Source organism: Pseudomonas sp. TH39(2020) (assembly GCF_016650715.1).
Classification (GTDB): Bacteria; Pseudomonadota; Gammaproteobacteria; order Pseudomonadales; family Pseudomonadaceae; genus Aquipseudomonas; species Aquipseudomonas mandelii_C.
Map to the genome: position 1 here is coordinate 2,124,301 of NZ_JAEKFF010000006.1, position 25,786 is coordinate 2,150,086.

Genomic DNA, 25,786 nt, shown 5'->3' on the forward strand with positions numbered 1-25,786 from the left:
GGCAACACCTCATTGGGATGTGAGCAACGGCGGGCGGCGCAGCAAACCGTGCACCGGTCCGAACACCACGGACAGCAGATACAAACCGCCAGCCACCAGCACGATCGCCGGGCCACTGGGGAGCGAGTAGCAGAACGACAGCAACAGTCCGAGCCACACCGATAGGCAGCCGAGCAGGGCGGCAATGGCCATTAACGTCGGCAAGCGACGACTCCAGAAGCGAGAAGCAGCGGCGGGCAACATCATCAAACCGACCACCATCAGCGCGCCGATGGCTTGAAAACCGATCACCAGATTCAGCACCACCAGGGTTAGAAATACGCCGTGGGCCAAGGGACCGAGTCGGCTGACGGTTTGCAGAAAGAGTGGGTCGAGGGTGTCCAGCAACAGCGGTCTGTAGATGAACGCCATGGCGATCAGGCTGAAGCCGGAGACCCAGAACATGCCGGTCAGTGTCGGGCCATCGACCGCCAGTGCCGAGCCAAACAACAGGTGCAACAGGTCCAGACGTTTGCCGGCGATACCGAGGATCAGCACTCCGCAGGCAAGGGAGATCGGGTAGATCGCGGCGAGGCTGGCGTCTTCCCGCAGGCCGGTGCGACGGGTGATCCAGGCGGCGAGTCCGGCCATGCCGAGACCGGCACCGAGGCCGCCGACGGTCAGCGCCGGCAGACTCAATCCGGCGAACCAGAAGCCCAACGCGGCCCCCGGCAGAATGCCGTGAGCCACCGCGTCGCCGATCAGGCTCATCCGTCGCAGGATCAGAAACACGCCCAACGGTGCGGTGCTGCACGCCAGGACCAATCCACCCAGCAGCGCTCGACGCATGAACACGAACTCGTGGAACGGTTGCCAAAGATGAGCGGTAGCGAGCATCAGGCCACCCGCGTTTGTGGTTGTTGACGGATCAGATCAACGCTCGACCCGAGGACGCATCCGCTGCTTTTGATCAGCAACGTTTGAGGCATGTGCTCGCGAACGGCGGCCAGGTCATGGCACACAATCAGCTGGGTTCGACCTTCGGCATGCCAGGCGTGAATGTGTTTCCAGAGCAGTGCCTGACCGAGCTCGTCGAGGGCGGCGTGGGGTTCGTCGAGCAATAGCAATGGTGCGTCGGCGAGGCTCAAACGGGCGAGCAAGGCACGCTGTAATTCGCCGCCGGACAAGGCCATCAACGGGCGCTGTTCCAGTCCGCTCAGACACCAGTTTTCCAGTACGGCTTTGAGGCGTTGTCTGCGTATCTCGGGAGACTGCGTGCTACCCCAGAAACCGGCGGCCACTAGCTCTCGCAAGCTGATGGGGAATTGCCGATCCAGGTGTTGTTGCTGTGGAAGGAACGAGAGGCTGCCCTTGCGTGGAACATCCAGGATGACTTTGCCGGTCAGCGGTTTTTGCAAGCCAGCGATGACTTTCAGCAGGCTGCTTTTACCCGAGCCATTGGCACCGATTACGGCGGTCAGACTTCCTTTGGCCAGTTCGAATTCCACGGATGGAGTTAGTGGCTGGCCAGGTGCGCCCCAACGCAAAGCTTGGCAATGAATCATGCGGCCTCCCAATTCCAGCGGCTTTCGGCGACAGCATCGTGGGCGTGGAGGCTTTCCGCGTGGACGACTCGTATGTGGAAGGCGTTGATGCCGGGGGAGCGTTTTAACGCCAGGTTCAAACGTCGGGCGGCGTCTTCGCAGAACATCAGGTTCTGACCGTTGGCCAGTGCGAAGGCTTGTTCGTCGGCGCGTTTTACCGCGGTTTGTACGGCGGTACCGAGGGCCGCTTCGGCGTCGTTGATGAGCGCGATCAGCGGAAAGTCATCCAGATAATCGTCCACTCGAAGCCGCAATCTTGCAGTGCTCCGTTGGCTGTGAGGCGTTGCGACGATGCCTTTTGTGGAGCCGAGCCAAGCCAACACATCGGCATGTTGCAGCGGCTTGTTGGCGAAGTCATCGACGAATTGCTGCTGAATCAGTTGCCGGGAAAGCGCGGCCGAACACGGGCAGGTCGAGGAATAAGGCACGTCGATTTTTAGTTCCACGTGGAACATCGCGTTTTTCAAACGTGCTTCGATGCTCACTGGATAGGTTTTCCACCCGGCCAATGGACTGACCAGCGCTGGTCTTTTGAGCAGTAAATCGGTGTGGATTTTTAAGTACGCGCTGTTGGACAGTCCTTCATGAGTCTCGAGAAAACTTTGCAAAACTCGCCGCAACAAGGCGGGCGTCAGGTTTTCTTGCTCGAGCATTTCCAGCGCCAAGTACAGCCGCGACATATGAATCCCGCGCGCCTCTCCATCATCGAGGCTAACGCCCGCGTCGGCTTTCGCACTCAGCCGTTGGCCATCGAACAAAACAGGAAGAGCAATGCCGCACATGCCCACCCAGTCGAGTGGCAGGGCTTGGCGTGAGGCCTGCGCAGCGATATCCGGCAGAGTCAGCGCATTCATGAGCAGGTCCATCGTGAGAGTCGATTTCGAATGTTATGTTATTACATCAAAATCGGCCATGCCTTTTTCATGAACAGGCTTTCATCATGCACAGACGTCAGTTGTTGAACTTGAGCCTGGCCAGCGCGGCCTTCGCCGCCAGTTTGCAGTTGGGCAGCACGGTGCTTGGCAGTCTGGCGGGCATCACCACACTGCATCAGAAGCGCGTGGAACAAGCGGGATTTGTGGTGCTGAAGTCGCTGGCTAACATCCCGCAATTCGGCTACAGGTGAATTTGCCACTGCTGCCACCGGAACTGGAAAACCGATTGATCGTGGTCCAGCCGACGCGACGGTTGTAGCCGACCCAGGCTTCGCCATCGGAAGCGAGCCCAGTGAAAAACGTGAGTTGTCCGTAGCGACTGTTGGTCTGCGCCCAGTATCGCTTGCCGGCCGCTTCGAAGCCTCGCAGATAGATCGTGCTTCCGACGGTGTTGACGCTGTAGGCGTTGCCGTCGCCATCCACGCAGGCCAGCAGATTGGCGCTTCGGGTGCATTTGGTCAGGCTCGGGATTTGCGCCCAGGCGTCGACAGCGACCAGCAGCGAAAAGCTCATCAACGTTATTTTCAGGGCTGCACGCATAGGATTTCTCACGGACCGAACGGGCTTGAGCATCGTGCCCTTTGTCATCATGGGCAAGAGGAGAGTGGCTTGATCGTGTTGTTATACTATAACATCAGGTTGAGCCCGACACTGCGACCGGGCATCTCTGAGAGGAATACCTGATGCCCAATCGTCTCCCCGTAACCGTCCTGTCGGGCTTTCTCGGTGCCGGAAAAAGTACACTTCTTAATTACGTACTACGTAATCGCGAAAATTTGCGGGTCGCAGTGATCGTCAATGATATGAGCGAAATCAACATCGACGGCAGCGAAGTTCAGCGCGATGTCACCCTGAATCGCGCGGAAGAAAAACTGGTGGAGATGAGCAATGGCTGCATTTGCTGCACCTTGCGCGAAGACTTGCTGGAAGAGGTGAGCAAACTCGCCAAGGAGGGTCGCTTTGATTATTTGTTGATCGAATCCACCGGCATTTCCGAGCCACTGCCCGTGGCGGAAACCTTCACCTTCCGCGATGAAGAAGGGCAGAGCCTGGCCGACGTCGCCCGGCTAGACACCATGGTCACCGTGGTCGATGGCATGAACTTCCTGCTCGACTATCAGGCCGCCGAAAGCCTCGCATCCCGTGGTGAAACCTTGGGTGAAGAGGACGAACGCTCGATCACCGACCTGTTGATCGAGCAAATCGAATTCGCCGACGTGATTCTGATCAGCAAGATCGACTTGATCAGCAGCAGCGAACGCCAGGAGTTGATCGCGATCCTCGAACGGCTCAATGCCCAAGCCGAAATCATTCCGATGGTGATGGGCGAAGTGCCGCTCATGAAAATCCTCAATACCGGTCGTTTCGACTTCGAGAAGGCCGCTCAGGCGCCGGGCTGGCTACAGGAATTGCGTGGCGAACACGTGCCCGAAACCGAGGAATACGGCATCGCCTCGACAGCCTACCGAGCACGCCGACCGTTTCATCCGCAGCGCTTTTTCAGCTTCATCGACCGCCCGTGGGTGAACGGCAAACTGCTGCGCTCCAAGGGCTTCTTCTGGCTGGCCAGCAAGCATATGGACGCCGGTAGCTGGTCCCAGGCCGGCGGATTGATGCGCCATGGTTTCGCCGGGCGCTGGTGGCGTTTTGTGCCGAAAACCCAATGGCCGCAGGACGAAGAAAGCACCGCCGGGATCATGGAAAACTGGACCGCAACCGCTGGCGATTGCCGCCAGGAACTGGTGTTCATCGGCCAGAACATCGACTTTGCGCAACTCACCAACGAACTCGACAATTGCCTGCTGTCCGACGATGAAATGGCGTTAGGCGTCGAGGGCTGGCGATTGCTGTCAGATCCATTTGGCCCGTGGCATGAAGAGTCGGCAGCCTGATGTTGGCACCCGGTCTGAAAATGCGGCCGATCATTTATCAGGTTCAAGGTGAGGCGCTGCAAGCGCTGACCCGAATACTGGATGACGGCGTAAACCTCGTCGTTTGGCGTCGCCAACTGCCGGCGCACATCACTGATTTCGGGCGTTTGCTGCTGTCCCTGAACAAGCCGTTGGCCGAGTCGCTGGTCCTGGAACTGCCCAGCGATGATACCGAACCCAATCTTCACGGATTGGCCTCAGGTTTCAGCGATCTCGAAGGTTACGAAGGTTTCATCGTTGACGTCTCCTGGCTGGTCAGTGCTTTCGCCTGTTTGCTGGGCGCCAAGCATGTCGGCCTGCGCCTGCGGGTCCTGGACAAGGCCATGTGTCCGCGCTTCCACGATCACGTGCCGGTGCGGCTGATCACCACGTATTGCGGGATCGGCAGCCAGTGGCTGAAGGAAGGTGCGATGGATCGCCGACAACTGGGCAACGCTGAAGCCGAACCCCAGGACGACTCGCTGATCGAGCAGATCGCCAGCGACGAAGTGGCGCTGCTCAAAGGCGAGAAATGGCATGGCAACGAAGGCTTCGGCCTTATTCACCGGTCGCCACAGCTTGCGCCCGGTGAGCGGCGTCTGATCCTGACGCTCGACTGGCTGAGCTAGCGGCTCACGGCTTGAGCCAGGTTCCCTGGCTTTGGGCTTCACAAAACGGCTTCAAATACGCCGCATCCGTGGCTACGCCGTAATAGTGAATATCCTGCCGGTAAGGCATATTGGCGACTTGGGCGTTGCTGCACACGCCGAACGCGCCGGTGGGGCATTGGTCGACGTACTGCACCTCGACTTTCTGGCCAGGAAGGTTCGGCTGGCAGAATCCATCGGCGAACAGTTTTTCCGGAATGTTGCGGTTCTGCTGGCAGACTTTCACGTCGAGTCGCGCAGCCGTGCTATGTACCACGCAGGCTTGAGCCAGCGCCTCACCTGAAGTGAGCGCCAGGAGCAACGACAATCCCATCAACCGCATTCTTACCTCCTCAGAAACTTTCGACCATGTTGCAGAACATTCCCACTCACGTCATCGCCGGTCCGTTGGGCGCCGGCAAGACCAGCCTGATCAAGCACCTGCTGGCGCAGCGGCCGGCGAATGAGCGTTGGGCGGTGCTGATCAACGAATTCGGCCAGATTGGCCTCGACGCTGCGTTGCTGACCCGGGACGCCGATGGTATCGCACTGGGTGAAGTGGCCGGGGGCTGTTTGTGTTGCGTGAATGGTGCGCCGTTTCAGATCGGCCTCGGGCGTTTGCTGCGCAAGGCGCGGCCGGATCGGCTGTTTATCGAACCCTCCGGGCTGGGGCATCCGGCGCAATTGCTCAGGCAGTTGAGTGAGGCGCCGTGGCAAGACGTATTGGCTGTTCAACCCTGCGTGCTGGTGCTGGACGCCCAGGCACTTGCTGCCGGTAAACCGCTGCCGGTGGCGCAACAGGACGCGCTGAACAGCGCCGGGTTGTTGCTGATGAATAAAGCCGAAAATATTGACGATGCTGATCGCCAGCGAATCGCCGCACAGTTGCCGGCGCGTCCGTTGTACTGGACGCAGCAAGCCGCGTTGCCATTGAGTGAGTTACCAGGGCTTGGGGTTCAGGCTGTAGCGGGTGTGGATAACTTCGTTGCGCCCAAAGGATTGGCACAGCTGCCGGCCGTCTGGACCGATCCTGCGCTGCCAATTTGCTTGAGCCAGGAACAGGAGGGCGGCTGGAGTGTTGGATGGCGCTGGCATCCGAGTCAGACTTTCGATGCGACGCTTCTTGGCCGTTGGCTTGAAAGCCTTGCCTGGCGGCGGGCGAAGCTGGTTATCCACAGCATCGACGGTTGGGTTTCGGCGAATGCGCTGGAAAACCCGGTGCTGGATTGGCAGCCCAGCGAATGGCGGCGTGATTCGCGCATCGAGCTGATTTTCAGTGAGCCGCAGGATGTAGCTTCATTACAAAGAGATCTAGCCGACTGCCGGTCGAGCAAGACTTGAATCAAGGACGCCATTTAGTGTGTTCTTGCCGCCACTGGCTCATCTCGATCACCTCGGCGCGCGGTTTCACTACTTCGGCCACCGCAGGCGTGTCGTCGAACGGCATCGGGTAGGGCGCCAGTTCAATCTGGGCACTGTGGGCGCCGAACTGGGTGATGGTGCCGTTGTGACGGCTTTCACCGGTCACGGTGAATTCGAAGTTATACACACGGGCGAGGCGCCGGCGGCCGTTGGCGTCTTTAATGAACGCAATCTTCTTCAAGGCCACGTTGCCGTCCAGCAGCTCGATTCCGAGCTTGGTGCAATGCAGCTTGACCCGCTCCAGCGCGCGCTCACGCAAGCCATGGTTGTGCCATAACCACGCGCCACCGGTGGCAAGCAGCATCAGGACGAAGATATTTCCAAGGGTCAGCATCAACACGTTGCTCCAACAAGATAGTGTCAGCTTAACTGCCTCGCCGGTCTGTCGTACAGGCTGCGTTTAGTCGCATACTGCGCGGCTTGAATTTCAATCGTTTGACGGAAAACCCACCGCATGAAACGTACGCCCCATCTGCTCGCCATCCAGTCCCACGTGGTGTTCGGCCACGCTGGCAACAGCGCCGCGGTTTTCCCGATGCAGCGGGTCGGGGTGAATGTCTGGCCGCTCAATACGGTGCAGTTCTCCAACCACACCCAGTACGGCCAGTGGGCCGGTGAAGTGCTGGCACCGCATCAGATTCCCGACCTGGTCGAAGGCATCGCGGCGATTGGCGAACTGGGCAACTGCGACGCCGTGCTGTCTGGCTATCTCGGCAGTGCTGCCCAGGGGCGGGCGATCCTGACAGGTGTGGCACGGATCAAGTCGATGAATCCCAAGGCACTGTATCTGTGTGACCCGGTGATGGGCCATCCGGAGAAGGGTTGCAGCGTGCCCGCGGAAGTCAGCGATTTTCTGCTGGAGGAGGCGGCTGCCGTGGCGGACTTCATGTGCCCAAACCAGCTGGAGCTGGACAGCTTTTCGGGGCGCAAGCCGCAATCGTTGTTTGATTGCCTGGCCATGGCGCGAGCATTGCTGGCGCGTGGTCCGAAGGCTGTGCTGGTCAAGCATCTGGACTATCCCGGTAAACCGGGGGATGTTTTCGAGATGTTGCTGGTGACGGCCGAAGACAGCTGGCATTTGCGCCGTCCGCTGCTGGCGTTCCCGCGTCAGCCGGTGGGCGTCGGCGACCTGACCTCCGGACTGTTTCTGGCTCGCGTACTGTTGGGCGATAGCCTGGTGGCGGCTTTCGAATTCGCCGCGTCGGCGGTACATGAAGTGCTGCTGGAAACCCAGGCTTGCTCCAGCTATGAGCTGGAACTGGTACGGGCTCAGGACCGGATTTCCCACCCGCGGGTGCGGTTCGAGGCGACGGCGATCAGTTTGTAACAACATTCGCGGAAAAAAATCGCAGCCTTTGCCTGGCTGCGACCTTGTCGATATCAGGCGTCGCCCTTGATGTCCTGATAGCGCTTTTCCAGCTCCTGACGAATCTGCCGACGTTGCTGGGCCTGCATGAAGCGGCGTTTGTCTTCGCTGTTCTGCGGTTGCAGTGGCGGTACAGCCGCCGGTTTGCGGTCGTCATCCACTGCGACCATGGTGAAGAAGCAGCTGTTGGTGTGGCGCACCGAGCGCTCGCGGATGTTCTCGGTCACCACCTTGATGCCCACCTCCATGGAGGTGTTGCCGGTGTAATTGACCGAGGCCAGAAAGGTCACCAGTTCGCCGACATGAATCGGCTCGCGGAAAATCACCTGGTCCACTGACAGGGTCACCACGTAGCGGCCGGCATAACGGCTGGCACAGGCATAGGCCACTTCGTCGAGGTATTTGAGCAAGGTACCGCCGTGGACATTGCCAGAGAAGTTGGCCATGTCGGGGGTCATCAATACCGTCATCGACAGTTGTGCGTTTCCGGGTTCCATAGCGTTCTCACGGTTCAAGGCAGAATTTCGGGAGGGCGGCACCTCTGCGGGTGCCTCGTCAGCTTTTTCAAACCAACAGTTATCGGGACGCCGGGCGGGTGCCTGCCGTCACGCCCGGATCGATCTGTTTCCATATATTGCACCGCCTTTCTGCCGGAAGTCGCGGTGTTACCCTTCAAAAGCCCTTTCTCAAGGGTAATTCCCACGGGGAAAGTGGATTTTTTACCTTGCTCGAACAGACCTTTCCTACGTCTGTCGATTGAGCAATGTCACCCAAGGAGCCCCACACCATGCACGCCATCAGTTTCATTCAAGATCTGGCAGTGATCATGTTGATCGCGGGTGTGGTGACCGTGCTGTTTCATCGCTTCAAACAACCGGTGGTACTCGGCTACATCGTCGCTGGCTTCATCATCGGGCCGCACACCCCGCCGTTCAGCCTGATTCACGACGAAGAAACCATCAAGACCCTCGCCGAACTCGGGGTGATTTTCCTGATGTTCTGCCTGGGCCTGGAGTTCAGCCTGCGCAAGCTGTTCAAGGTCGGTGCCACGGCGTTCATTGCGGCGTTTATGGAAATCGTGCTGATGATCTGGATCGGCTACGAAATTGGTCGCTGGTTTGATTGGAACACCATGGACTCGCTGTTCCTTGGCGCGATCCTGGCGATTTCCTCAACCACCATCATCGTTAAGGCGCTCAACGATCTGAAGATGAAGAACGAGCGCTTCACGCAACTGATTTTCGGCGTGCTGATCGTTGAAGACATCCTTGGCATCGGCATCATCGCCTTGCTGTCGAGCATCGCGGTCAGCGGCACGGTCAGTTCCGGCGAAGTGTTTTCCACGGTCGGCAAGCTCTCGCTGTTCATGATTGTCGCACTGGTCATCGGCATCCTGCTGGTGCCGCGATTGCTGGCTTACGTGGCGAAGTTCGAAAGCAATGAAATGCTGCTGATCACGGTGTTAGGCCTGTGTTTCGGCTTCTGTTTGCTGGTGGTCAAACTCGAGTACAGCATGGTGCTCGGTGCCTTCCTGATTGGCGCGATCATGGCTGAATCCCGGCAATTGCTAAAAATCGAACGCTTGATCGAACCGGTTCGCGACCTGTTCAGCGCGATCTTCTTTGTCGCCATCGGGTTGATGCTTGATCCAATGATCCTGCTGCAATACGCGTGGCCGATTGCGGTGATCACCGTGGCCGTGGTGCTGGGCAAAATGTTCTCTTGCGGCCTTGGCGCCTTTATCGCTGGTAATGATGGACGCACCTCACTTCGAGTCGGGATGGGGCTTTCGCAGATTGGCGAATTTTCTTTCATCATCGCGGCGCTGGGCATGACGTTGCAGGTCACCAGCAACTTCCTTTACCCGGTCGCGGTTGCCGTCTCGGTGATCACCACGTTGCTGACACCCTACCTGATCCGCGCGGCTGATCCGCTGTCGGTCAAGCTTGCCGCGGTGATACCGAAGCGACTGGGCAGGGTATTGGGGATGTACGGCGAATGGCTGCGCAGCATCCAGCCTCAGGGCGAGGGCGCGCTGCTGGCGTCGATGATTCGGCGGATTCTGTTGCAGGTGGGAGTCAATCTGGCGCTGGTGATTGCGATCTTCTTCTCGGGTGCTTTTTTCGCCGAGCGCATGTCCGCTTACCTGCAAGGCTGGATCAGCGACCCGAGCTGGCAGAAAGCGTTGATTTGGGGCGGGGCGTTGCTGTTGTCGCTGCCGTTCCTGATCGCCGCCTATCGCAAGCTCAAGGCGCTCTCGATGCTGTTGGCGGAGATGGGCGTGAAGCCGGAGATGGCCGGCCGCCACACGCAACGAGTGCGTCGGGTGATCGCCGAAGTGATCCCGATCCTCTCGCTGCTGGTGATTTTTCTGCTGCTGGCAGCCTTGTCGGCCAGTATTCTGCCGACCAACAAGTTGCTGGTGCTGATCGTCGTCGTCGCGGCCGCTGTAGCGGCGCTGCTCTGGCGCTGGTTCATCCGCGTGCACACGCGGATGCAGGTGGCGTTGCTCGAAACACTGGACAACCACAAGGATTCGTCCGGGCATTAACCCTGTGGCGCGTCAGACGTCTCAGCTTTCCAGCCAGACATCCCGCGCCCAGTGCCACACCGATTCCCAGGTTTCTTCGGCGATCAGCTCTTCTTCGGCCAACCACAGCACCACGGTGCCGTCTTCTTCGACCAGGTAGTAGTTGTCACCGTCCTGGCAGATCGGAATCATGCTGCGATCAACACCCGCATCCCAGGCGTTGGCAGCAACGTCCGGCAGGTAGGTGTGGGATTGCGGGTCGGTAACGGTCACCGGCTCCAGGCTGCCATAGACGACGTCGCTGACGGTCAGCAAAAACTCTCTGAAGACAAACGGAATGTCGATGAACAGCTGTTCTTCGATTTCCACCAATTGATCTTCGTCGGGCAACTCCAAGGGGACCGGTACCGGTTCGTTGGCTTCACGCAGTTGTTCGATGATTTCTTCCACGTCCGGGATCCTCTTGCTTGATGGCGCGGTTTAGTTGGGGCGGTTTATACAGTAGCTCGCTATAGATGCAACCGTGAAATAGAAAAACCCCGGCAAGGCCGGGGTTTTCGTTACAGCATGCTTAACGCAGGAGGGATCAGCCGTTCTGGCGGATACCGGCGACCAGCCAAGGCTGGTTCTCACCCTGCGGACGTTCCATGTTCCAGCTTTCGCTGAACACTTCGCCCTGGTCGAAACGCGAGGTCTTCGACACACCGGTGAAGGTCAGGGTGGCGATGGTCTTGTCGGCGCGATCATCCACGCCGTCCAGTTGAACATTGAGGTTGTCAATGTAGGTGGACTGGAAACCTTCGCCCAGATCGGCACGTTCGCGCTTGAGGAACTCGAGCAGTTGCGGGGTCACGAACTCGGCGATCTTGTCCATTTCGTTGGCGTCCCAGTGTTGCTGCAGGGACTGGAAGTGGTTGCGGGCCGCTTCAATGAAGTTCTTCTCATTGAACCAGGCCGGAGCATTGATTACCGGACGAGCGGCAACCGGTGCTGCCGAGCCGCCGAAGACCGAACCCATGGCCGTTGGCTTCTGCTCGAACACTTCACGCTGCATCGGTGCGCCAGCTGGAGCCATGTGTTCCTGCTGCTTGCGACGACGAGCGGCGATGAAGCGGAAGATCAGGAAGGCGATGACCGCCATGATCAGGATGTCGAAGATCTGCATGCCCTGGAAGCCGCCGCCCATGAACATGGAGGCCAGCAGGCCACCGGCTGCGATGCCGGCCAGAGGGCCGAGCCAGCGCGAAGCACCGCCGGCCTTGGCGGCAGCGCCAGCGGCACCGGCCGCGCCCGCAGTGGCGGCAGCACCACCTGCGGCAGAAGAAGGCGCCATTTGGCTGGTCTGGTGAGTCGGCGCAGCGCCGGAGCTCTTGCCGCCACCAAAGCGCTTGGCGTTGGCGTCGAGGCTCATCGTCAGGCCGATGCACAACGCCATGGCGATGCTAAGAAAACGTTTCATAAAGGGAATTCCCATTTGTGGATGGCACGCGCGCCATGTTGCACAGCTGAAGTGTTACTGGCTAGCGGCAGAGTGTTTCGGGCTTTTGCCTGACAGGTTGTGTTCAGCTTCAGTCAGCGCAATAAGGCCTGTTAACTTTGGTCCGTAGGACGAATGGATTAGTTCTGTAGGAAGGGTGAACCCTGTGGGAGCGAGCAGGCTCCTGGCGGCGTTCCGACGAAGGCCGCACTGCGGTTTATCAGAAACACCGCGTTATCGTTCTTCGCGAGCAGGCTCGCTCCCACAGAAAAGCAATCAGGCAGGCTTTAGATCGCTTCCAGCTTTGCGTAACCCAGCATCAGCCACTTGCTGCCTTCGCTGAAGTTCACCTGCACCCGAGCCTGAGCCCCGGCACCTTCGAAGTTCAGGATCACACCGTCGCCAAACACCGAATGCCGTACGGCCTGGCCGAGGCTGAACCCGGTATCCGGGATCTCGCTACCGCCAAACAGGCTGCTGGAGCTCTGCTGCTGGCCACCGCCGAACGGACGGCTGACGCTGTTGGACAGCCGAACTTCCTGGATCAGGCCTTTCGGCACTTCACGTACGAAACGCGACACCTTGTTGTAAGTCTCGCTGCCGTACAGGCGTCGGGTTTCTGCATAGGTCATCACCAGGTTTTGCATGGCCCGGGTAATGCCGACATAGGCCAAGCGGCGCTCTTCCTCAAGACGGCCGGGCTCTTCCAGGCTCATCTTGTGCGGGAACAGGCCTTCTTCCATGCCCACCAGGAACACGTATGGAAATTCCAGACCCTTGGCGCTGTGCAACGTCATCAGCTGAATGCTGTCTTCGTGCTCGTCGGCCTGAGTATCTCCGGCCTCCAGTGACGCGTGACCGAGGAACGCCGCCAGTGGCGTCAGGTCTTCGTCTTCTTCAGCGTTTTCGAAGTTGCGCGCGGCGCTGACCAGTTCCTCAAGGTTTTCTACCCGTGCCTGGCCTTTCTCGCCTTTTTCCGCTTCGTGATAGGCGATCAGACCGGACTGCTCGATGACGGTCTGGGTCATCAGATGCAGCGGCATTTCCATGCACTTGGCGGCGAGGTTCTCGATCAGTTCGATAAACGCCCCGAGAGCACCGGCGGCACGACCAGTCAGGCCTTTGTTAGCCACCAGCAGACGCATGGCTTCCCACATCGACACATCGCTGTGGCGCGCATGGTCGCGGATCGCTTCAACGGTTTTCTCACCGATACCACGGGCCGGAACGTTGATCACCCGCTCCAGCGCTGCATCGTTGCCGCGACCTTCCAGCAAGCGCAGGTAGGCCATGGCGTTTTTGATTTCTGCCCGTTCGAAGAAGCGCTGACCGCCATAGATGCGGTACGGAATGCGTTCACGCAGCAAAGCTTCTTCCAAAACGCGCGATTGGGCGTTGGAGCGGTACAAAATCGCGATGTCACTGCGAGCCAAGCCGGTTTTCAGCGCGCTTTCGATGGTTTCCACCACGTAGCGTGCTTCATCGTGTTCGTTGAACGCGGCGTACAAGTTGATCGCTTCGCCTTCGCCGCCATCGGTCCACAGCTCTTTGCCCATGCGTCCCGTGTTGTTGGCGATCAGGGCGTTGGCTGCTTTAAGGATGCCGGCGGTGGAGCGGTAGTTCTGCTCCAGACGAATGGTCTCGGCATCCGGAAAGTCGTCGGAATACTGATAAATGTTCTCGATTTTCGCGCCGCGCCAGCCGTAGATTGACTGATCGTCGTCGCCGACCACCATCAGGCTGTCGCCGCCCTTGGCCAGCAGTCGCAACCAGGCGTACTGCACGGCGTTGGTGTCCTGGAATTCGTCTACCAGGATGTGGCGGAAGCGTTTCTGATAATGAGCCAGCAAGCCCGGGTGATCGCGCCACAGATCGAGGGCGCGCAGCAGCAATTCAGAGAAGTCGATCACGCCAGCGCGCAGGCAGGCAGCCTCATAGGCTTCATAAATGCTGCGCATGGTTGCCAGGAACAGGTCGCCGCTGGCTTGAATGTGTTGCGGACGCAGACCTTCGTCTTTCTGCCCGTTGATGAACCATTGGGCCTGACGGGCCGGCCAGCGTTGTTCGTCCAGGCCCAGCTCGCGGATCACCCGCTTGACCAGCCGTTGCTGGTCGTCGCTATCGAGAATCTGGAAAGTCTGGCTCAGGCCGGCTTCCTGCCAGTGCGCCCGCAACAAGCGGTGCGCCAGGCCGTGGAAGGTGCCGACCCACATGCCGGCCGGGTTGATACCCATCAGCTGTTCGATGCGATGGCGCATCTCGGCAGCGGCCTTATTGGTGAAGGTCACCGACAGGATGGAGTGGGGCGAGGCGTTTTCGACCTGGATCAACCAGGCGATACGGTGCACCAGCACTCGGGTTTTACCGGAACCAGCACCGGCCAGGACCAACTGACGACCCACGGAGGCAGCTACGGCCTGGCGTTGGGCATCGTTGAGGGAGTTCAGCAGAAGGGAGAGATCATCGCGCATCGGGGCATTCTAGGGGGCGGCGTCACACCGGGCAAACCCCGCATTGTTTTAGCCGATGAAAGATAGGTGCAGGACGACCGGTCAGTCACTGGCTGCAAGCGTTGGCGGGGCTCGCTTGGCTGCTTTTACACGGGGCCAGGCAGTCGATACTTTGGTCTATTTATGACCTGGGGCAGTTTGGTCCGGGCATTTGCTTGTGTATGCTCCGTCGACGTTTCGGGCGCATGCTCACCATTATAAGAACAAGAACATTGCCTATGACCCTCAGCACCGACCTGTCGGGCCCCGTTGTGGAGCCCCGGGTTATCCGCAAACAGTACGCCATGGAAATGGCGGTCGAACGCACGCGTCTGCTTTATCAGGGTTCGTTACTACCCACGTTATTCATGTTGATCAACGGTCTGGTTTGCGCTGGCTTGCTTTGGAGTCCGCAGCGTTACTTCCTGGTCAGCGTCTGGCTGGTGTGGCTGTTGTCGCTGGTGGCGTTGCGGGTGATTCAAGTCGCGGCCTTCGATTCGGCGATACCCAACCGTCAGGCCCATCCGATCTGGCGCCGCATGTTTTTGCTGGGGTCGGCCATGACCGGCCTGACCCTGGCCGGCGCCGGCATTGCGCTGGTACCCGCCGATAACTTCATGCAACAAGCCTGGGTGTTCGGCCTGATCGGCGCCGCAGCGCTTTCGGCCAGCGTTGCCTACGCGGTCAGCCTGCCGGCGTTCCTGTCCTTTACCTTGCCGTGTCTGTTGCCGGCCATCGGCTATCTGTTCTGGGGCGGCGATGAGCAAGATCAGGGCTGGGGCTGGTTCGGCCTCATATTGCTGGGCGCGTTGAGTGTGGTCGCCTGGCAGGTCAATCGGCTCATCGATAGCGGACTGTTACGGCGTTTCCAGAACCAGGCGCTGATTGAGCACTTGCAGCAGGCGCAAAGCTGCAGCGATCAGCTCAATCAAAAGCTGGCCAAGGAAATCGACCAGCGCCGTCGCGCCGAAGACGAGCTACGTCAAATTCAGATCGAGCTGGAAAGCCGCGTCGCCCAGCGCAGCCTGGAGCTGGACGCTGCCAATCAGGCCCTGAGCAAGAGTGAAGCGCGTCTCGCCCTGGCGTTGAAGGCCAGTGAGCTCGGGTTGTGGGACTGGAACCTGCAAACCGACGAAGTCCATCACACCCAGCTTCAGGAGCTGTTCGGCCTGGAGCCGGAATTCGTGACGGCGATGCTTCGCCACCTCAAGCCGCGCCTGCACCCCGATGACTTGCCGTCGCTCAAGCGCGCGCTGGTCGAGCATTTGAAGGGCCGCAGCGAGGACTACCAGATTGAGTACCGCGTGCGCCACGGCGATGGTCATTGGGTCTGGATCGAAGACCGTGGTCGAGCGGTTGAGCGCGGCGAAAATGGCCGGGTGATCCGCATGGTCGGCACCCGTCGCGACATCAGCGTCAGCAAAGCTCTGGAAGAGCAACGGCAACTGGCCGCGACGGTGTTCGAAGCCGCCAGCGAAGGCATCGTGATTTTCGATCCGAATTACGCGTTGATCGCGGTCAATCAGGCCTTCAGCCGAGTCACTGGCTATGACATTGAAGACATGATCGGACGCAACGTGGTCGAGTTGGCATGCAGCCGCGATGCCCGTCGACACTACGGGGCGATTCATCAGGCGCTGGAGCAGTACGGCAGTTGGCAGGGCGAGCTGGTAGAAACCCGCAAGAATGGCGAGTTGTATCCGCAATGGTTGCAACTGAACGCTGTGCGCGATACTCGAGGAAATGTGAGCCATATCGTAGGCTTCTTCGCCGATCTATCGGCCCGGCGCGAATCCGAAGAACGCATGCGTTACCTGACTCATTACGACGAATTGACGGGTCTGGCTAACCGTTCACTGTTCCGCGAACGACTCAGCGAGGCCCATCAGCGGGTGCGCCAGGGCGGCCACCGCAGTCTGGCGTTGCTGCACATCAATCTGGATCGTTTCAAGCTGCTCAACGACAGCCTTGGCCATGAAATCGCCGACCAGCTCTTGCAGAAGATGGCCCGGCGGCTGGTCAATGCGTTGCCTGAAGCAGACACCATCGCTCGCTTATCCGGCGATGAGTTTGCCGTGTTGTTCAATGCCTACGGCAACCTGTCGAGCCTGGCGCGGGTGGCGACCCGACTGTCGACCAAGCTGCGTTTGCCGATCACTGTCGAGGGCCATGAACTGGTGGTTAGCGCGTCCATGGGCATCAGTATGTTGCCGGACAACGCGCGAGAAATTTCCGCGCTGGTCCATCAGTCAAATATGGCCATGCAGCACGCCAAGCACTTGGGTGGAAATAACTTCCAGTTCTACACCGACAGCCTGCAAGCCAGCACGCTGGAGCGCTTGCAGCTGGAAAATCAGCTGCGTAAGGCTATTGAAGAGAAGCAGCTGAAGGTGTTTTACCAACCGAAGCTGTGCCTCGCCACGGGTCGGTTGAATGCCGCCGAGGCGCTGGTGCGCTGGGATCACCCGACCATGGGCCGTGTGCCGCCGGGGGACTTCATCGGTCTGGCCGAGGAAACCGGGTTGATCGGCCCGATCGGTGAGTTCGTATTGCGTCAGGCCTGCTGGCAAGCCTGTGAGTGGCAGCGTCAGGGGCTTGCGCCGATTCGGGTGTCGGTCAATCTGTCGGTGCATCAATTGCGTCAGGGCAAACTGGTCAGCCTTGTGCGTCAGGTGCTGGAGGAAACCGGTCTGGCGCCGCACTACCTCGAGCTGGAACTCACCGAAAGTCAGTTGCTGGACAGCGTCGAGCACATCATCGCGACCTTCCAGCAATTGCGTGATTTGGGGGTCAAGTTGGCGATTGATGACTTTGGCACCGGGTATTCGTCCCTGAGCTACCTCAAACGCATCCCGGTGGATTACGTGAAGATCGATCAGGCGTTTATCCGGGGTCTGGGGGAGGGCGGCGAGGATGCTGCGATCACCCGGGCGATCATTGCGATGGCGCACGGCTTGTCGCTGAAAGTGGTCGCTGAGGGCGTGGAGCGGCCGGAGCAGCTTGAGTTTTTGAAAGCCGAGCATTGCGATGAAGTGCAGGGTTATTTAATCAGCCGCCCGGTCGAGGCTGATGGCCTGGCGGCGCTGTTGCGTGCGGACGCAAAACCCTTGTAGGGGCTACATGGAGCGCATGTGGCGTGAAATGGGGACATCGAGTTACGCATTGAGCAGGCAAAAAGCCGATTCATGTAGTATAACTACAAGCTTGCTACATCCCCGGCACCTGCCAATAACAAAGAGTCCAGCCCTTTGAATCTGCTGCAACACATCGCCCAGTCACGCCACCTCTTACGCAAGTCGGAGCTCAAGGTCGCCGACCACGTGCTGCTTGATCCTGCGGCGGTGATGCACAGCTCCATGGCCGACCTGGCCCACAACGTGGGCATTAGCGAACCGACCATCGTGCGGTTCTGTCGCGCCATTGGTTGCTCCGGTTTCCAGGACTTGAAGTTGAAGCTGGCACAGAGCCTGGCTGCCGGCGCGAGCTTCGGGCAGTTCGCGATTCATGAAGACGACTCGGTCGCTGACTACAGCCTGAAAATCTTCGACACCACCCTGCACACGCTGATGGAGGTTCGCGAGAAGCTCGATCCGGTGGAGTTGCAGCGTGCTGTGTCGCTCATGTCGCAGGCCCAGCGGGTCGAGTTCTATGGCTTTGGCGCTTCGGGTGCGGTGGCGGCCGATGCCCAGCACAAGTTCTTCCGTTTGTTGCTGACGGCGGCGGCGTATTCCGACCCGCACATGCAGGCGATGTCGGCGGTGACGTTGAAACCGACCGACGTGGCGATCTGTATTTCCCAGTCCGGGCGTTCCAAAGATTTGTTGATCACCGCCAATCTGGTGCGCGAAAGCGGTGCTTCGCTGATTACCTTGTGTCCGAGCCAGACACCGCTGGCCGAACTGTCGACCGTCAACCTGGCGATCGATGTGCATGAAGACACCGAGATCTATACGCCGCTGACCTCGCGGATCGCTCACCTGGTGGTGATCGACGTGTTGGCGATGGGCGTGGCCATGGCGCGCGGGCCGAGCCTGGTCAATCACCTCAAGAGCGTCAAGCGCAGCCTGCGCAGCTTGCGGCTGTCGCCTAAATCGGTAAAAGCGCTGGACGATTAAAGTCAAAAGATCGGAGCCTTCGGCAACTCCTACATGGAAATGTGTACATCTGTAGGAGCTGCCGAAGCCTGCGATCTTTGCTTTTTGGGTTCACATCACTCGGCAAGGTTCATCTCCCTGTAACCCGCCCGCCGCCAAACCGTCATCCCTCGCGCCTATCTTGAAACTCCCGTAATCGCCTTGGGAGACTCGAAATGGCCCAGCCCTACGAAGAACGCAACAGCGCCGCCAGAACCCGTCGTCAGCAGGAAGACCAGCGCCGCATGGAATTTCGCCGCGCTATCGAAGATCGCTGCGAACGTCGCCAACTGCTGGCCGAGATCGGTGATTTCCCTGAGCTGGAGCTCAACTACTGGCAGGCGGCACCGGCAACTTCCCGTCGAAACGCTCAACCAGCGCGCTGATCTGCACCCGCTCACTGCGAATAAACGCAAGGAATGCGTGCGCCACCGGTGACAGCCGTTTCGCCTTGGCTTGCACCAGGCACCAGCTGCGATACAGCGGCAGCTCTTCGACCGGCAACTCGATCAATCCGCCGGTCGCCAACTCAAGGTTCAGGGCGTGACGCGTCAACAGCGCCACGCCCAGACCCGCCACCACACATTCACGCTGTGCTTCGGCTGACGAGACTTCCTGGGTCTGGTTGAAGTGCACGCGCTTCTCTTTGAAATATTCTTCGCAAGCCAGCCGCGTCCCGGAGCCGGATTCGCGCATCAGCAGTGTGTAGGGTTCAAGATCCTGCAAACGCAGCGGGCCCATGTGGCACAGCGGATGATCCGGTGGCGCCACGGCAACGATCGGGTTGTTGAGGAATGGCAAGAACTCCAGCCCCATGTCCTGCGGCACCATGGACATGATCACCAGGTCGTCGCGGTTGTCCGACAGTCGTCGAATGACCTGCCCGCGATTGACCACCGTCAGTTGCAGGTTCACTTCCGGATGCTGGCGCTTGAACGCGGCAAACAGATGCGGCACGAAATACTTGGCGCTGGACTCCACCGCCAGTTTCAGCTGACCTTGCAGTGATCCCTGCATGTCTGAAAGCTGCATGTCGAGGTTTTCCAAACGCCCGAAAATGTCCCGGCTGGCGCGTTGAAGGGCTTCGGCTGCCTCGGTCATGTAGAGTTTTTTGCCGACGTAATCGAACAGAGGTTGCCCAATCAGCTCTTCAAGTTGACGAATCTGTAGGCTCACGGCAGGTTGTGTGAGAGACATTTCATCGGCTGCTCGGCTGTAAGACCGCAAATCGCAGACTTCATTAAAGATCTGCAATTGACGCAATGTCATACGCATCAATGACTTACGCATTTTATAGACGCTCTCACCGCAGGCTGATGAATCAACTATAAGTCTTTACTTATGCCTGACCCAATAATTATTCATTTTTGTTAATCCCTTGTGAGGGCTAGTGTGGGGCTGCGACTGAATTGAAACATTTGGTCACGCGTCGACCTGTCTGGCAGGTCGTGGGTACCACCGGCTCAAGGGAACCTCCAAGTGATAAAAAAGATCCTGATCGCCAACCGTGGTGAGATTGCCGTACGAATCGTACGTGCCTGCGCCGAGATGGGCATTCGCTCGGTCGCGATCTATTCCGACGCCGACCGCCATGCGCTGCATGTGAAGCGTGCGGACGAGGCCCACAGCATCGGTGCCGAGCCACTGGCCGGTTACCTGAATGCGCGCAAGCTGGTGAATCTGGCGGTAGAAACCGGTTGCGATGCGCTGCACCCCGGCTACGGTTTCCTTTCGGAAAACGCTGAACTGGCAGATATCTGCGCGGAGCGCGGCATCAAGTTCATCGGTCCATCGGCTGAAGTGATTCGCCGCATGGGCGACAAGACCGAAGCCCGTCGCAGTATGATCAAGGCTGGCGTACCCGTTACCCCGGGGACCGAAGGCAACGTCGCGGATATCGCGGAAGCCTTGATCGAAGGCGACCGCATCGGTTATCCGGTGATGCTCAAGGCGACTTCCGGTGGTGGTGGCCGTGGTATCCGTCGCTGCGACAGCCGGGAAGAACTTGAACAAGCATTCCCTCGTGTCATTTCCGAAGCCACCAAGGCCTTTGGTTCGGCGGAAGTGTTCCTGGAAAAATGCATCGTCAATCCAAAACACATCGAAGCGCAGATCCTCGGCGACAGCTTTGGCAACGTGGTGCACCTGTTCGAGCGTGATTGCTCGATCCAGCGTCGCAACCAGAAGCTCATCGAGATCGCCCCGAGCCCGCAACTGACCCCTGAACAGCGCGCCTACATCGGCGACCTGTCGGTGCGCGCAGCCAAGGCCGTGGGTTATGAGAACGCCGGCACCGTGGAGTTCCTGCTCGCCGAGGGCGAGGTGTACTTCATGGAGATGAATACCCGGGTGCAGGTGGAACACACCATCACCGAAGAAATCACCGGCATCGACATCGTTCGTGAGCAGATCCGCATTGCCTCCGGTCTGCCGCTTTCGGTGAAACAGGAAGACATCCAGCACCGCGGTTTCGCGCTGCAATTCCGGATCAACGCCGAAGACCCGAAAAACAACTTCCTGCCGAGCTTTGGCAAGATCACCCGTTATTACGCGCCCGGCGGTCCCGGCGTGCGCACCGACACGGCGATCTACACCGGCTACACCATTCCGCCGTTCTACGACTCCATGTGCCTGAAACTGGTGGTGTGGGCGCTGACCTGGGAAGAGGCGATGGACCGTGGCTTGCGCGCCCTCGACGACATGCGTCTGCAAGGGGTCAAGACCACCGCCGCGTACTACCAGGAAATCCTGCGTAACCCGGAATTCCGTAGCGGCCAGTTCAACACCAGCTTCGTTGAAAGCCACCCTGAACTGACCAACTACTCGATCAAGCGCAAACCCGAAGAGCTGGCCCTGGCCATCGCCGCCGCCATCGCCGCCCACGCAGGCCTGTGAGGAATAGAATAATGAGCAAGCAAATCTACGTTACCGACACAATCCTGCGCGACGCCCACCAATCGCTGCTCGCGACCCGCATGCGCACCGAAGACATGCTGCCGATCTGCGACAAGCTCGACAAAGTCGGCTACTGGTCGCTGGAAGTCTGGGGCGGCGCGACCTTCGACGCCTGCGTACGCTTCCTCAAAGAAGACCCGTGGGAGCGCCTGCGCCAACTACGCGCCGCGTTGCCTAACACTCGCCTGCAAATGCTCCTGCGTGGCCAGAACCTGTTGGGCTACCGCCACTACAGCGACGACGTGGTCAAAGCCTTCGTCGCCAAGGCCGCGGTCAATGGCATCGACGTGTTCCGCATCTTCGACGCCATGAACGACGTGCGTAACCTGCGCGTCGCCATCGAAGCGGTGAAAGCAGCTGGCAAACACGCTCAAGGCACCATCGCTTACACCACCAGCCCGGTGCACACCATCGAGGCATTCGTGGCGCAAGCCAAGCAGATGGAAGCCATGGGTTGCGACTCGGTGGCGATCAAGGACATGGCAGGCCTGCTGACTCCGTACGCCACCGGCGAACTGGTCAAGGCGCTGAAATCCGAGCAATCGCTGCCAGTGTTCATTCACTCGCACGACACCGCAGGCCTGGCCGCGATGTGCCAACTCAAGGCCATCGAGAACGGTGCCGACCACATCGATACCGCGATCTCCAGCTTCGCCTGGGGCACCAGCCATCCGGGCACCGAGTCGATGGTCGCCGCCCTTAAAGGCAGCGAGTTCGACACCGGCCTGAACCTGGAACTGCTGCAAGAGATTGGCTTGTACTTCTACGCCGTGCGCAAAAAGTACCACCAGTTCGAAAGCGAGTTCACCGCCGTCGACACCCGCGTTCAAGTCAACCAGGTACCCGGCGGGATGATTTCCAACCTGGCCAACCAGTTGAAAGAGCAGGGCGCCCTGAACCGCATGAGCGAAGTGCTGGCCGAAATCCCGCGCGTTCGTGAAGACCTCGGCTTCCCGCCGCTGGTGACCCCGACCTCGCAGATCGTCGGCACCCAGGCGTTCTTCAACGTGCTGGCCGGTGAGCGCTACAAGACCATCACCAACGAAGTGAAGCTTTACCTGCAAGGCGGCTATGGCAAAGCGCCGGGCACCGTGAACGAAAAACTGCGTCGCCAGGCCATCGGCAGCGAAGAAGTGATCGACGTGCGTCCAGCTGACCTGCTCAAGCCGGAAATGACCAAGCTGCGCGCTGAAATCGGTACGGTGGCCAAGTCTGAAGAAGACGTGCTGACCTACGCCATGTTCCCGGACATCGGTCGCAAGTTCCTCGAAGAACGCAACGCCGGCACCCTGACCCCAGAAGTGCTGTTGCCAATCCCTGAAGCCGGGAGCGTGGCCTCAGCCGGCGGCGAAGGGGTACCGACCGAGTTCGTCATCGACGTCCACGGCGAAACCTACCGCGTCGACATCACCGGTGTTGGCGTCAAGGCTGAAGGCAAGCGTCACTTCTACCTGACCATCGACGGCATGCCGGAAGAAGTGGTGTTCGAGCCGCTCAACGAATTCGTCAGCGGCGGCAGCAGCAAGCGCAAGCAAGCCACTGCACCGGGCCACGTCAGCACCACCATGCCGGGCAACATCGTCGACGTGCTGGTCAAGGAAGGCGACACCGTGAAAGCCGGCCAGGCCGTGCTGATCACCGAAGCGATGAAGATGGAAACCGAAGTCCAATCGGCCATCGCCGGCAAAGTCACCGCCATCCACGTGGCCAAGGGCGACCGGGTGAACCCGGGCGAAATCCTGATCGAGATCGAAGGCTGAGTTAACAGCCTCGATATACCGCTTTAAACCTCGGGGGGGCATGTGCTCCCCTTTTTTTTCGCCCGGGATTTGTGGGTATTAGAAACTCATTCGCCACTGACCCGTGACGCCGTGGTTTCGGCTGTCGGTGCCGATCTCGCCAGTGAGGCCGACGCCCAGGGTGTGTTTTGCTGACAATCCAAGGTCCAGCCCAGCATCGACCAGCAGACTGTCACGATCCAGCGGCGCGCCGGAAACGGTGAAGTTTTTTCCGCCCGTCACCAATCGTTGGCGGGTATCGCTGTAGATGTCCCCGTAAGTGTGTTTCCAGCCGGCACTGAACCGCGGCGTCAGTTGCATACCGTTATCCAGAGTGTTGAGCTTCGCCAGGCGCAGGCCGAATGTGCTGTTCAAGTTGTTCTGCGTTTGACCGTGTACCTTCAGTGCCGCTGCGCCACCTTTTTCCGTGTAAGTGTCGCGCTGATAGCGTTGGTAGCCCAGGCTGGCAAACGGTTCGATGCTGACGTTCGCCTGCCCCAGGTTGTAACCCAATTCCGCAAAGGCCTGCTGGGTGTTGGCATCGTAACGGCCTTCAGGGTGGTCGCTGAAACCTTTGAAGGCAACCCGGCGTTTAGTGCTGCCGTCGTGGCTGCTGTAGGTCGCACCCAGGCGCAGGGAGACTGGTCCGTTTTGACGCAGGGCATAAGCTCCCAAATGCCAGCTGTCGAGATCGCCGTCGAGTCCGCGGCTGTCCAGGCGAGTCTCGGACTTCCCGCCCAAGACCCCGATGCGCCATTCCTCATCGATGCCCCAATCCGCTCCCAGTACCAGGCCGTGGGTTGTGTGTTTCAGCGCGTCGTAATCGCGATCCAGCGTCCCACCGTGACCCAATGCTTGAAGCCAGACTCGGCCATTGTCATCACTGCCGGCGGCCCGGCGTGGTGCATTGCGCCTGGTGGAATTGCTGTAGCTACTGGCGCTGTCCAGCTGACGCATGGCCGAGAGCATGGTCGCGCTGATTGGGCTGTCACTGTTCAGGGTCGCTTTCGCAAGGTTGGCGTTCTGGCCGCCAGCCAGCTGTTCGATGGCAACAGATGCCGTCTGTTTGTCAGCGCTGAGCAGGGCTGCGACAGCAGCGTTAATGGGGCTGGATGCCTTTGGCACTGTGGCGACGGAATTGGTAGCAGGGGGTGGAGTTGCGGCTGTGACGGGCTGCTCGGTGGTGGGTGATGTTGCGGCTGTCGAAGGTTTTTCAGCGGTAGTTGTCGGTGTGGAGACTGGAACGGATGTGTCGGCACTTGCAACTGGATTCGGGGCTTCAGCGACGGTGGGTGCTTGAGGTATGTCCTTTGGCTCTTCAATGCTTTGGGCGACTTGCTTGCCGTTATCCGTGGTTGCGACACTCTCGATCGTCACATCGTTACGGACGAAGATCAGGTCGACAGTCTTTTCTTCGTATTTGACCTTGGGCGTTAAAAAGGCAAGGTTGTTGAGGACTTCCCCAAATTCCCCTTCGACTTTATTGGCAATAAGGATGTTGTTTTCGCTGATTAGCGGGTAGTCACCCTGTGCTGCAACGATGTTCAGTGTTGCGCCGCCAAGGTTGGCGGTTCCATCGACTAATATCGTTTCACTTTTGCGGCCGGCATTGACCTCGTAGGCTAGCTCGGCAGTTTTTGAGAGATCCAAGTCACCTTTAACTGTCGGTGCGCCGTGCAAACCGTCAACAGAAAGCTTTCCGTTTACCTTCAGGGAACCCGTTAAACCGTTGCCCGCAAAAGCGCCTTTTTCATGGATAACGACGTCGCCTTCGATAGTTCCCGGGTTGTTCAGGGTGCCTCCTGATTGCACGGTCGCTCCGCCGCCAATCTTTCCGTTATTGACAAGCGTTCCTTGGGTCAACGCCCCACCCTGGATATGCCCATTATTGATTAGCGTTGCTTTTGAACGTATCAAGACACCGGTATTGAAATCACCGGAACCATTCATGGTCCAAGTGCTTCGTTTGATCTCCATGCCTTCAAAACGACGACTCTCGCCTAACGTGCCACCGCTCGCGGTATCGAGTTGCAGGAAGTTGACACCGTCACCACCGTCGATCAATCCGGAAAGGACTCCGCGGCCAGACACAATGACCAGATCATCTCCGTCGCCGAATGTCCGATCAACACCATCCGCTGCTTTGCTGATGGTGCTTTTGTCGATGGCGGGATCATTGATAAATGCGTCCAGCGCCGCCATGAGCTGCTCTGGCGATTCAACCGGAGGTGCGGTGGTATCCGCGGAGATTTGCTGAGCCATCGAAAATTCAGTGCAACCCAGCGCAAGCGCAACGGCCAGCGCCAGGTGTTTTGGTCGGTATTTGTGTTGAACGGGCATCGAGTACGGCCTCTTTTGACAGGAGGCCAAACTCTAAGAGGCAGGCTATAGGTACCGATGTCAGCTGCTTCCCGCAGGATTGCGGGGGTTGTCAGAAGGTTGTGTAGAAAATTGCCAGCCTCCTGGGGAAGGCTGTTTTTACCTGTTGGGGCTGACGCTTTTTCTTACAACAAATCGAGACAAGGTCGGCTATCGCAAACTCGGAAACTCATCTGCCTTTC

At 59.1% G+C, this 25,786-nt stretch carries 22 protein-coding genes and 1 pseudogene; 11 read left to right on the plus strand and 12 right to left on the minus strand.

Features of this window, described 5'->3' with window-relative positions:
• Window positions 1-9 precede the first annotated feature (9 nt).
• Genes JFU47_RS17435 through folE2 form a run of 3 tightly spaced genes read right to left on the minus strand, consistent with a single transcriptional unit; the run spans window position 10 to window position 2,437 of the window.
• A complete protein-coding gene (locus tag JFU47_RS17435) occupies window positions 10-876 on the minus strand; it encodes a metal ABC transporter permease (RefSeq protein ID WP_201184554.1) in 867 nt (288 codons plus the stop codon).
• Window positions 876-1,544 carry a metal ABC transporter ATP-binding protein gene (locus tag JFU47_RS17440; protein WP_201184556.1) on the minus strand — a complete coding sequence of 223 codons (669 nt, stop codon included), beginning with the start codon at window positions 1,542-1,544 and terminating at the stop codon, window positions 876-878. Before JFU47_RS17440 ends, JFU47_RS17435 begins: the two co-directional genes overlap by 1 nt.
• Window positions 1,541-2,437: a GTP cyclohydrolase FolE2 gene (gene folE2 / locus JFU47_RS17445; protein ID WP_201184558.1), complete on the minus strand. Its 897-nt coding sequence runs from the start codon at window positions 2,435-2,437 to the stop codon at window positions 1,541-1,543. The genes JFU47_RS17440 and folE2 overlap by 4 nt, the downstream gene beginning before the upstream one ends.
• Before the next feature lie 125 nt (window positions 2,438-2,562).
• On the opposite strand from folE2, the pseudogene JFU47_RS17450 reads away from it, so the two are divergent.
• Window positions 2,563-2,676 (plus strand): annotated as a pseudogene (locus JFU47_RS17450) (hypothetical protein); the annotation flags it as partial.
• Window positions 2,677-2,680: 4 nt separating this feature from the next.
• On the opposite strand, the gene JFU47_RS17455 reads toward JFU47_RS17450, so the two are convergent.
• Window positions 2,681-3,058: a glutamine synthetase gene (locus tag JFU47_RS17455; RefSeq protein WP_201184560.1), complete on the minus strand. Its 378-nt coding sequence runs from the start codon at window positions 3,056-3,058 to the stop codon at window positions 2,681-2,683.
• 143 nt (window positions 3,059-3,201) lie between these two features.
• Between JFU47_RS17455 and zigA the strand changes: the two genes are divergently transcribed.
• Together zigA and JFU47_RS17465 are read left to right on the plus strand one after the other, a co-directional pair.
• Window positions 3,202-4,410: a zinc metallochaperone GTPase ZigA gene (gene zigA / locus JFU47_RS17460; protein ID WP_201184562.1), complete on the plus strand. Its 1,209-nt coding sequence runs from the start codon at window positions 3,202-3,204 to the stop codon at window positions 4,408-4,410.
• Window positions 4,410-5,057, plus strand: coding sequence for a DUF1826 domain-containing protein (locus JFU47_RS17465; protein WP_201184564.1), 648 nt, complete (start codon window positions 4,410-4,412; stop codon window positions 5,055-5,057). The genes zigA and JFU47_RS17465 overlap by 1 nt, the downstream gene beginning before the upstream one ends.
• Before the next feature lie 4 nt (window positions 5,058-5,061).
• Here JFU47_RS17465 and JFU47_RS17470 read toward each other — a convergent pair whose 3' ends face one another.
• Window positions 5,062-5,418, minus strand: a complete 357-nt coding sequence (locus JFU47_RS17470) for a hypothetical protein (protein ID WP_008156668.1) — start codon at window positions 5,416-5,418, stop codon at window positions 5,062-5,064.
• 26 nt (window positions 5,419-5,444) lie between these two features.
• Between JFU47_RS17470 and JFU47_RS17475 the strand changes: the two genes are divergently transcribed.
• Window positions 5,445-6,416: a CobW family GTP-binding protein gene (locus tag JFU47_RS17475; RefSeq protein ID WP_201184566.1), complete on the plus strand. Its 972-nt coding sequence runs from the start codon at window positions 5,445-5,447 to the stop codon at window positions 6,414-6,416.
• Window position 6,417: 1 nt separating this feature from the next.
• Here the strand turns inward: JFU47_RS17475 and JFU47_RS17480 are convergent, their stop codons facing one another.
• Window positions 6,418-6,831 carry a DUF3301 domain-containing protein gene (locus JFU47_RS17480; RefSeq protein ID WP_201184569.1) on the minus strand — a complete coding sequence of 138 codons (414 nt, stop codon included), beginning with the start codon at window positions 6,829-6,831 and terminating at the stop codon, window positions 6,418-6,420.
• Between the two features lie 120 nt (window positions 6,832-6,951).
• Between JFU47_RS17480 and pdxY the strand changes: the two genes are divergently transcribed.
• The gene (gene pdxY, locus JFU47_RS17485; RefSeq protein ID WP_201184571.1) at window positions 6,952-7,824 is read left to right on the plus strand and encodes a pyridoxal kinase PdxY; all 873 of its coding nucleotides are present in this window, start codon (window positions 6,952-6,954) and stop codon (window positions 7,822-7,824) included.
• Window positions 7,825-7,877: 53 nt separating this feature from the next.
• Here the strand turns inward: pdxY and JFU47_RS17490 are convergent, their stop codons facing one another.
• A complete protein-coding gene (locus JFU47_RS17490; RefSeq protein WP_074872148.1) occupies window positions 7,878-8,360 on the minus strand; it encodes an acyl-CoA thioesterase in 483 nt (160 codons plus the stop codon).
• 290 nt (window positions 8,361-8,650) lie between these two features.
• Here JFU47_RS17490 and JFU47_RS17495 point away from each other — a divergent pair, with 290 nt between their 5' ends.
• Window positions 8,651-10,414, plus strand: a complete 1,764-nt coding sequence (locus tag JFU47_RS17495) for a cation:proton antiporter (RefSeq protein WP_201184573.1) — start codon at window positions 8,651-8,653, stop codon at window positions 10,412-10,414.
• Window positions 10,415-10,435: 21 nt separating this feature from the next.
• On the opposite strand, the gene JFU47_RS17500 is transcribed toward JFU47_RS17495, so the two are convergent.
• From JFU47_RS17500 to uvrD, 3 genes are all read right to left on the minus strand, one after another.
• Complete coding sequence (locus JFU47_RS17500; protein ID WP_008156656.1) at window positions 10,436-10,843, minus strand: SMI1/KNR4 family protein; 408 nt, start codon at window positions 10,841-10,843, stop codon at window positions 10,436-10,438.
• A gap of 136 nt (window positions 10,844-10,979) precedes the next feature.
• Window positions 10,980-11,852: a Tim44 domain-containing protein gene (locus JFU47_RS17505; protein WP_140675720.1), complete on the minus strand. Its 873-nt coding sequence runs from the start codon at window positions 11,850-11,852 to the stop codon at window positions 10,980-10,982.
• Between the two features lie 305 nt (window positions 11,853-12,157).
• Entirely contained in the window at window positions 12,158-14,341 is a 2,184-nt protein-coding gene (uvrD, locus tag JFU47_RS17510; RefSeq protein ID WP_010465377.1) for a DNA helicase II, read from the minus strand.
• Window positions 14,342-14,598: 257 nt separating this feature from the next.
• Here uvrD and JFU47_RS17515 point away from each other — a divergent pair, with 257 nt between their 5' ends.
• From JFU47_RS17515 to JFU47_RS17525, 3 genes are all read left to right on the plus strand, one after another.
• Window positions 14,599-17,472, plus strand: a complete 2,874-nt coding sequence (locus JFU47_RS17515; protein WP_201184575.1) for an EAL domain-containing protein — start codon at window positions 14,599-14,601, stop codon at window positions 17,470-17,472.
• Between the two features lie 135 nt (window positions 17,473-17,607).
• Window positions 17,608-18,474 (plus strand): transcriptional regulator HexR, encoded by an 867-nt coding sequence (gene hexR / locus JFU47_RS17520; RefSeq protein WP_008156648.1) that lies wholly within the window; start codon window positions 17,608-17,610, stop codon window positions 18,472-18,474.
• Window positions 18,475-18,668: 194 nt separating this feature from the next.
• Complete coding sequence (locus JFU47_RS17525; protein ID WP_046044971.1) at window positions 18,669-18,878, plus strand: PA3496 family putative envelope integrity protein; 210 nt, start codon at window positions 18,669-18,671, stop codon at window positions 18,876-18,878.
• On the opposite strand, the gene JFU47_RS17530 is transcribed toward JFU47_RS17525, so the two are convergent.
• Window positions 18,820-19,782 (minus strand): LysR family transcriptional regulator, encoded by a 963-nt coding sequence (locus JFU47_RS17530; RefSeq protein ID WP_140675714.1) that lies wholly within the window; start codon window positions 19,780-19,782, stop codon window positions 18,820-18,822. The two genes, JFU47_RS17525 and JFU47_RS17530, sit on opposite strands and share 59 nt — an antisense overlap.
• A gap of 189 nt (window positions 19,783-19,971) precedes the next feature.
• Here JFU47_RS17530 and JFU47_RS17535 point away from each other — a divergent pair, with 189 nt between their 5' ends.
• Window positions 19,972-21,387: an acetyl-CoA carboxylase biotin carboxylase subunit gene (locus tag JFU47_RS17535; protein ID WP_008156643.1), complete on the plus strand. Its 1,416-nt coding sequence runs from the start codon at window positions 19,972-19,974 to the stop codon at window positions 21,385-21,387.
• Between the two features lie 11 nt (window positions 21,388-21,398).
• On the plus strand, window positions 21,399-23,207 hold the full coding sequence (gene oadA / locus JFU47_RS17540) for a sodium-extruding oxaloacetate decarboxylase subunit alpha (protein ID WP_123367498.1): 1,809 nt from the start codon (window positions 21,399-21,401) through the stop codon (window positions 23,205-23,207).
• Between the two features lie 78 nt (window positions 23,208-23,285).
• On the opposite strand, the gene JFU47_RS17545 is transcribed toward oadA, so the two are convergent.
• Window positions 23,286-25,565 carry an autotransporter outer membrane beta-barrel domain-containing protein gene (locus tag JFU47_RS17545; protein ID WP_201184577.1) on the minus strand — a complete coding sequence of 760 codons (2,280 nt, stop codon included), beginning with the start codon at window positions 25,563-25,565 and terminating at the stop codon, window positions 23,286-23,288.
• Window positions 25,566-25,786 lie beyond the last annotated feature (221 nt).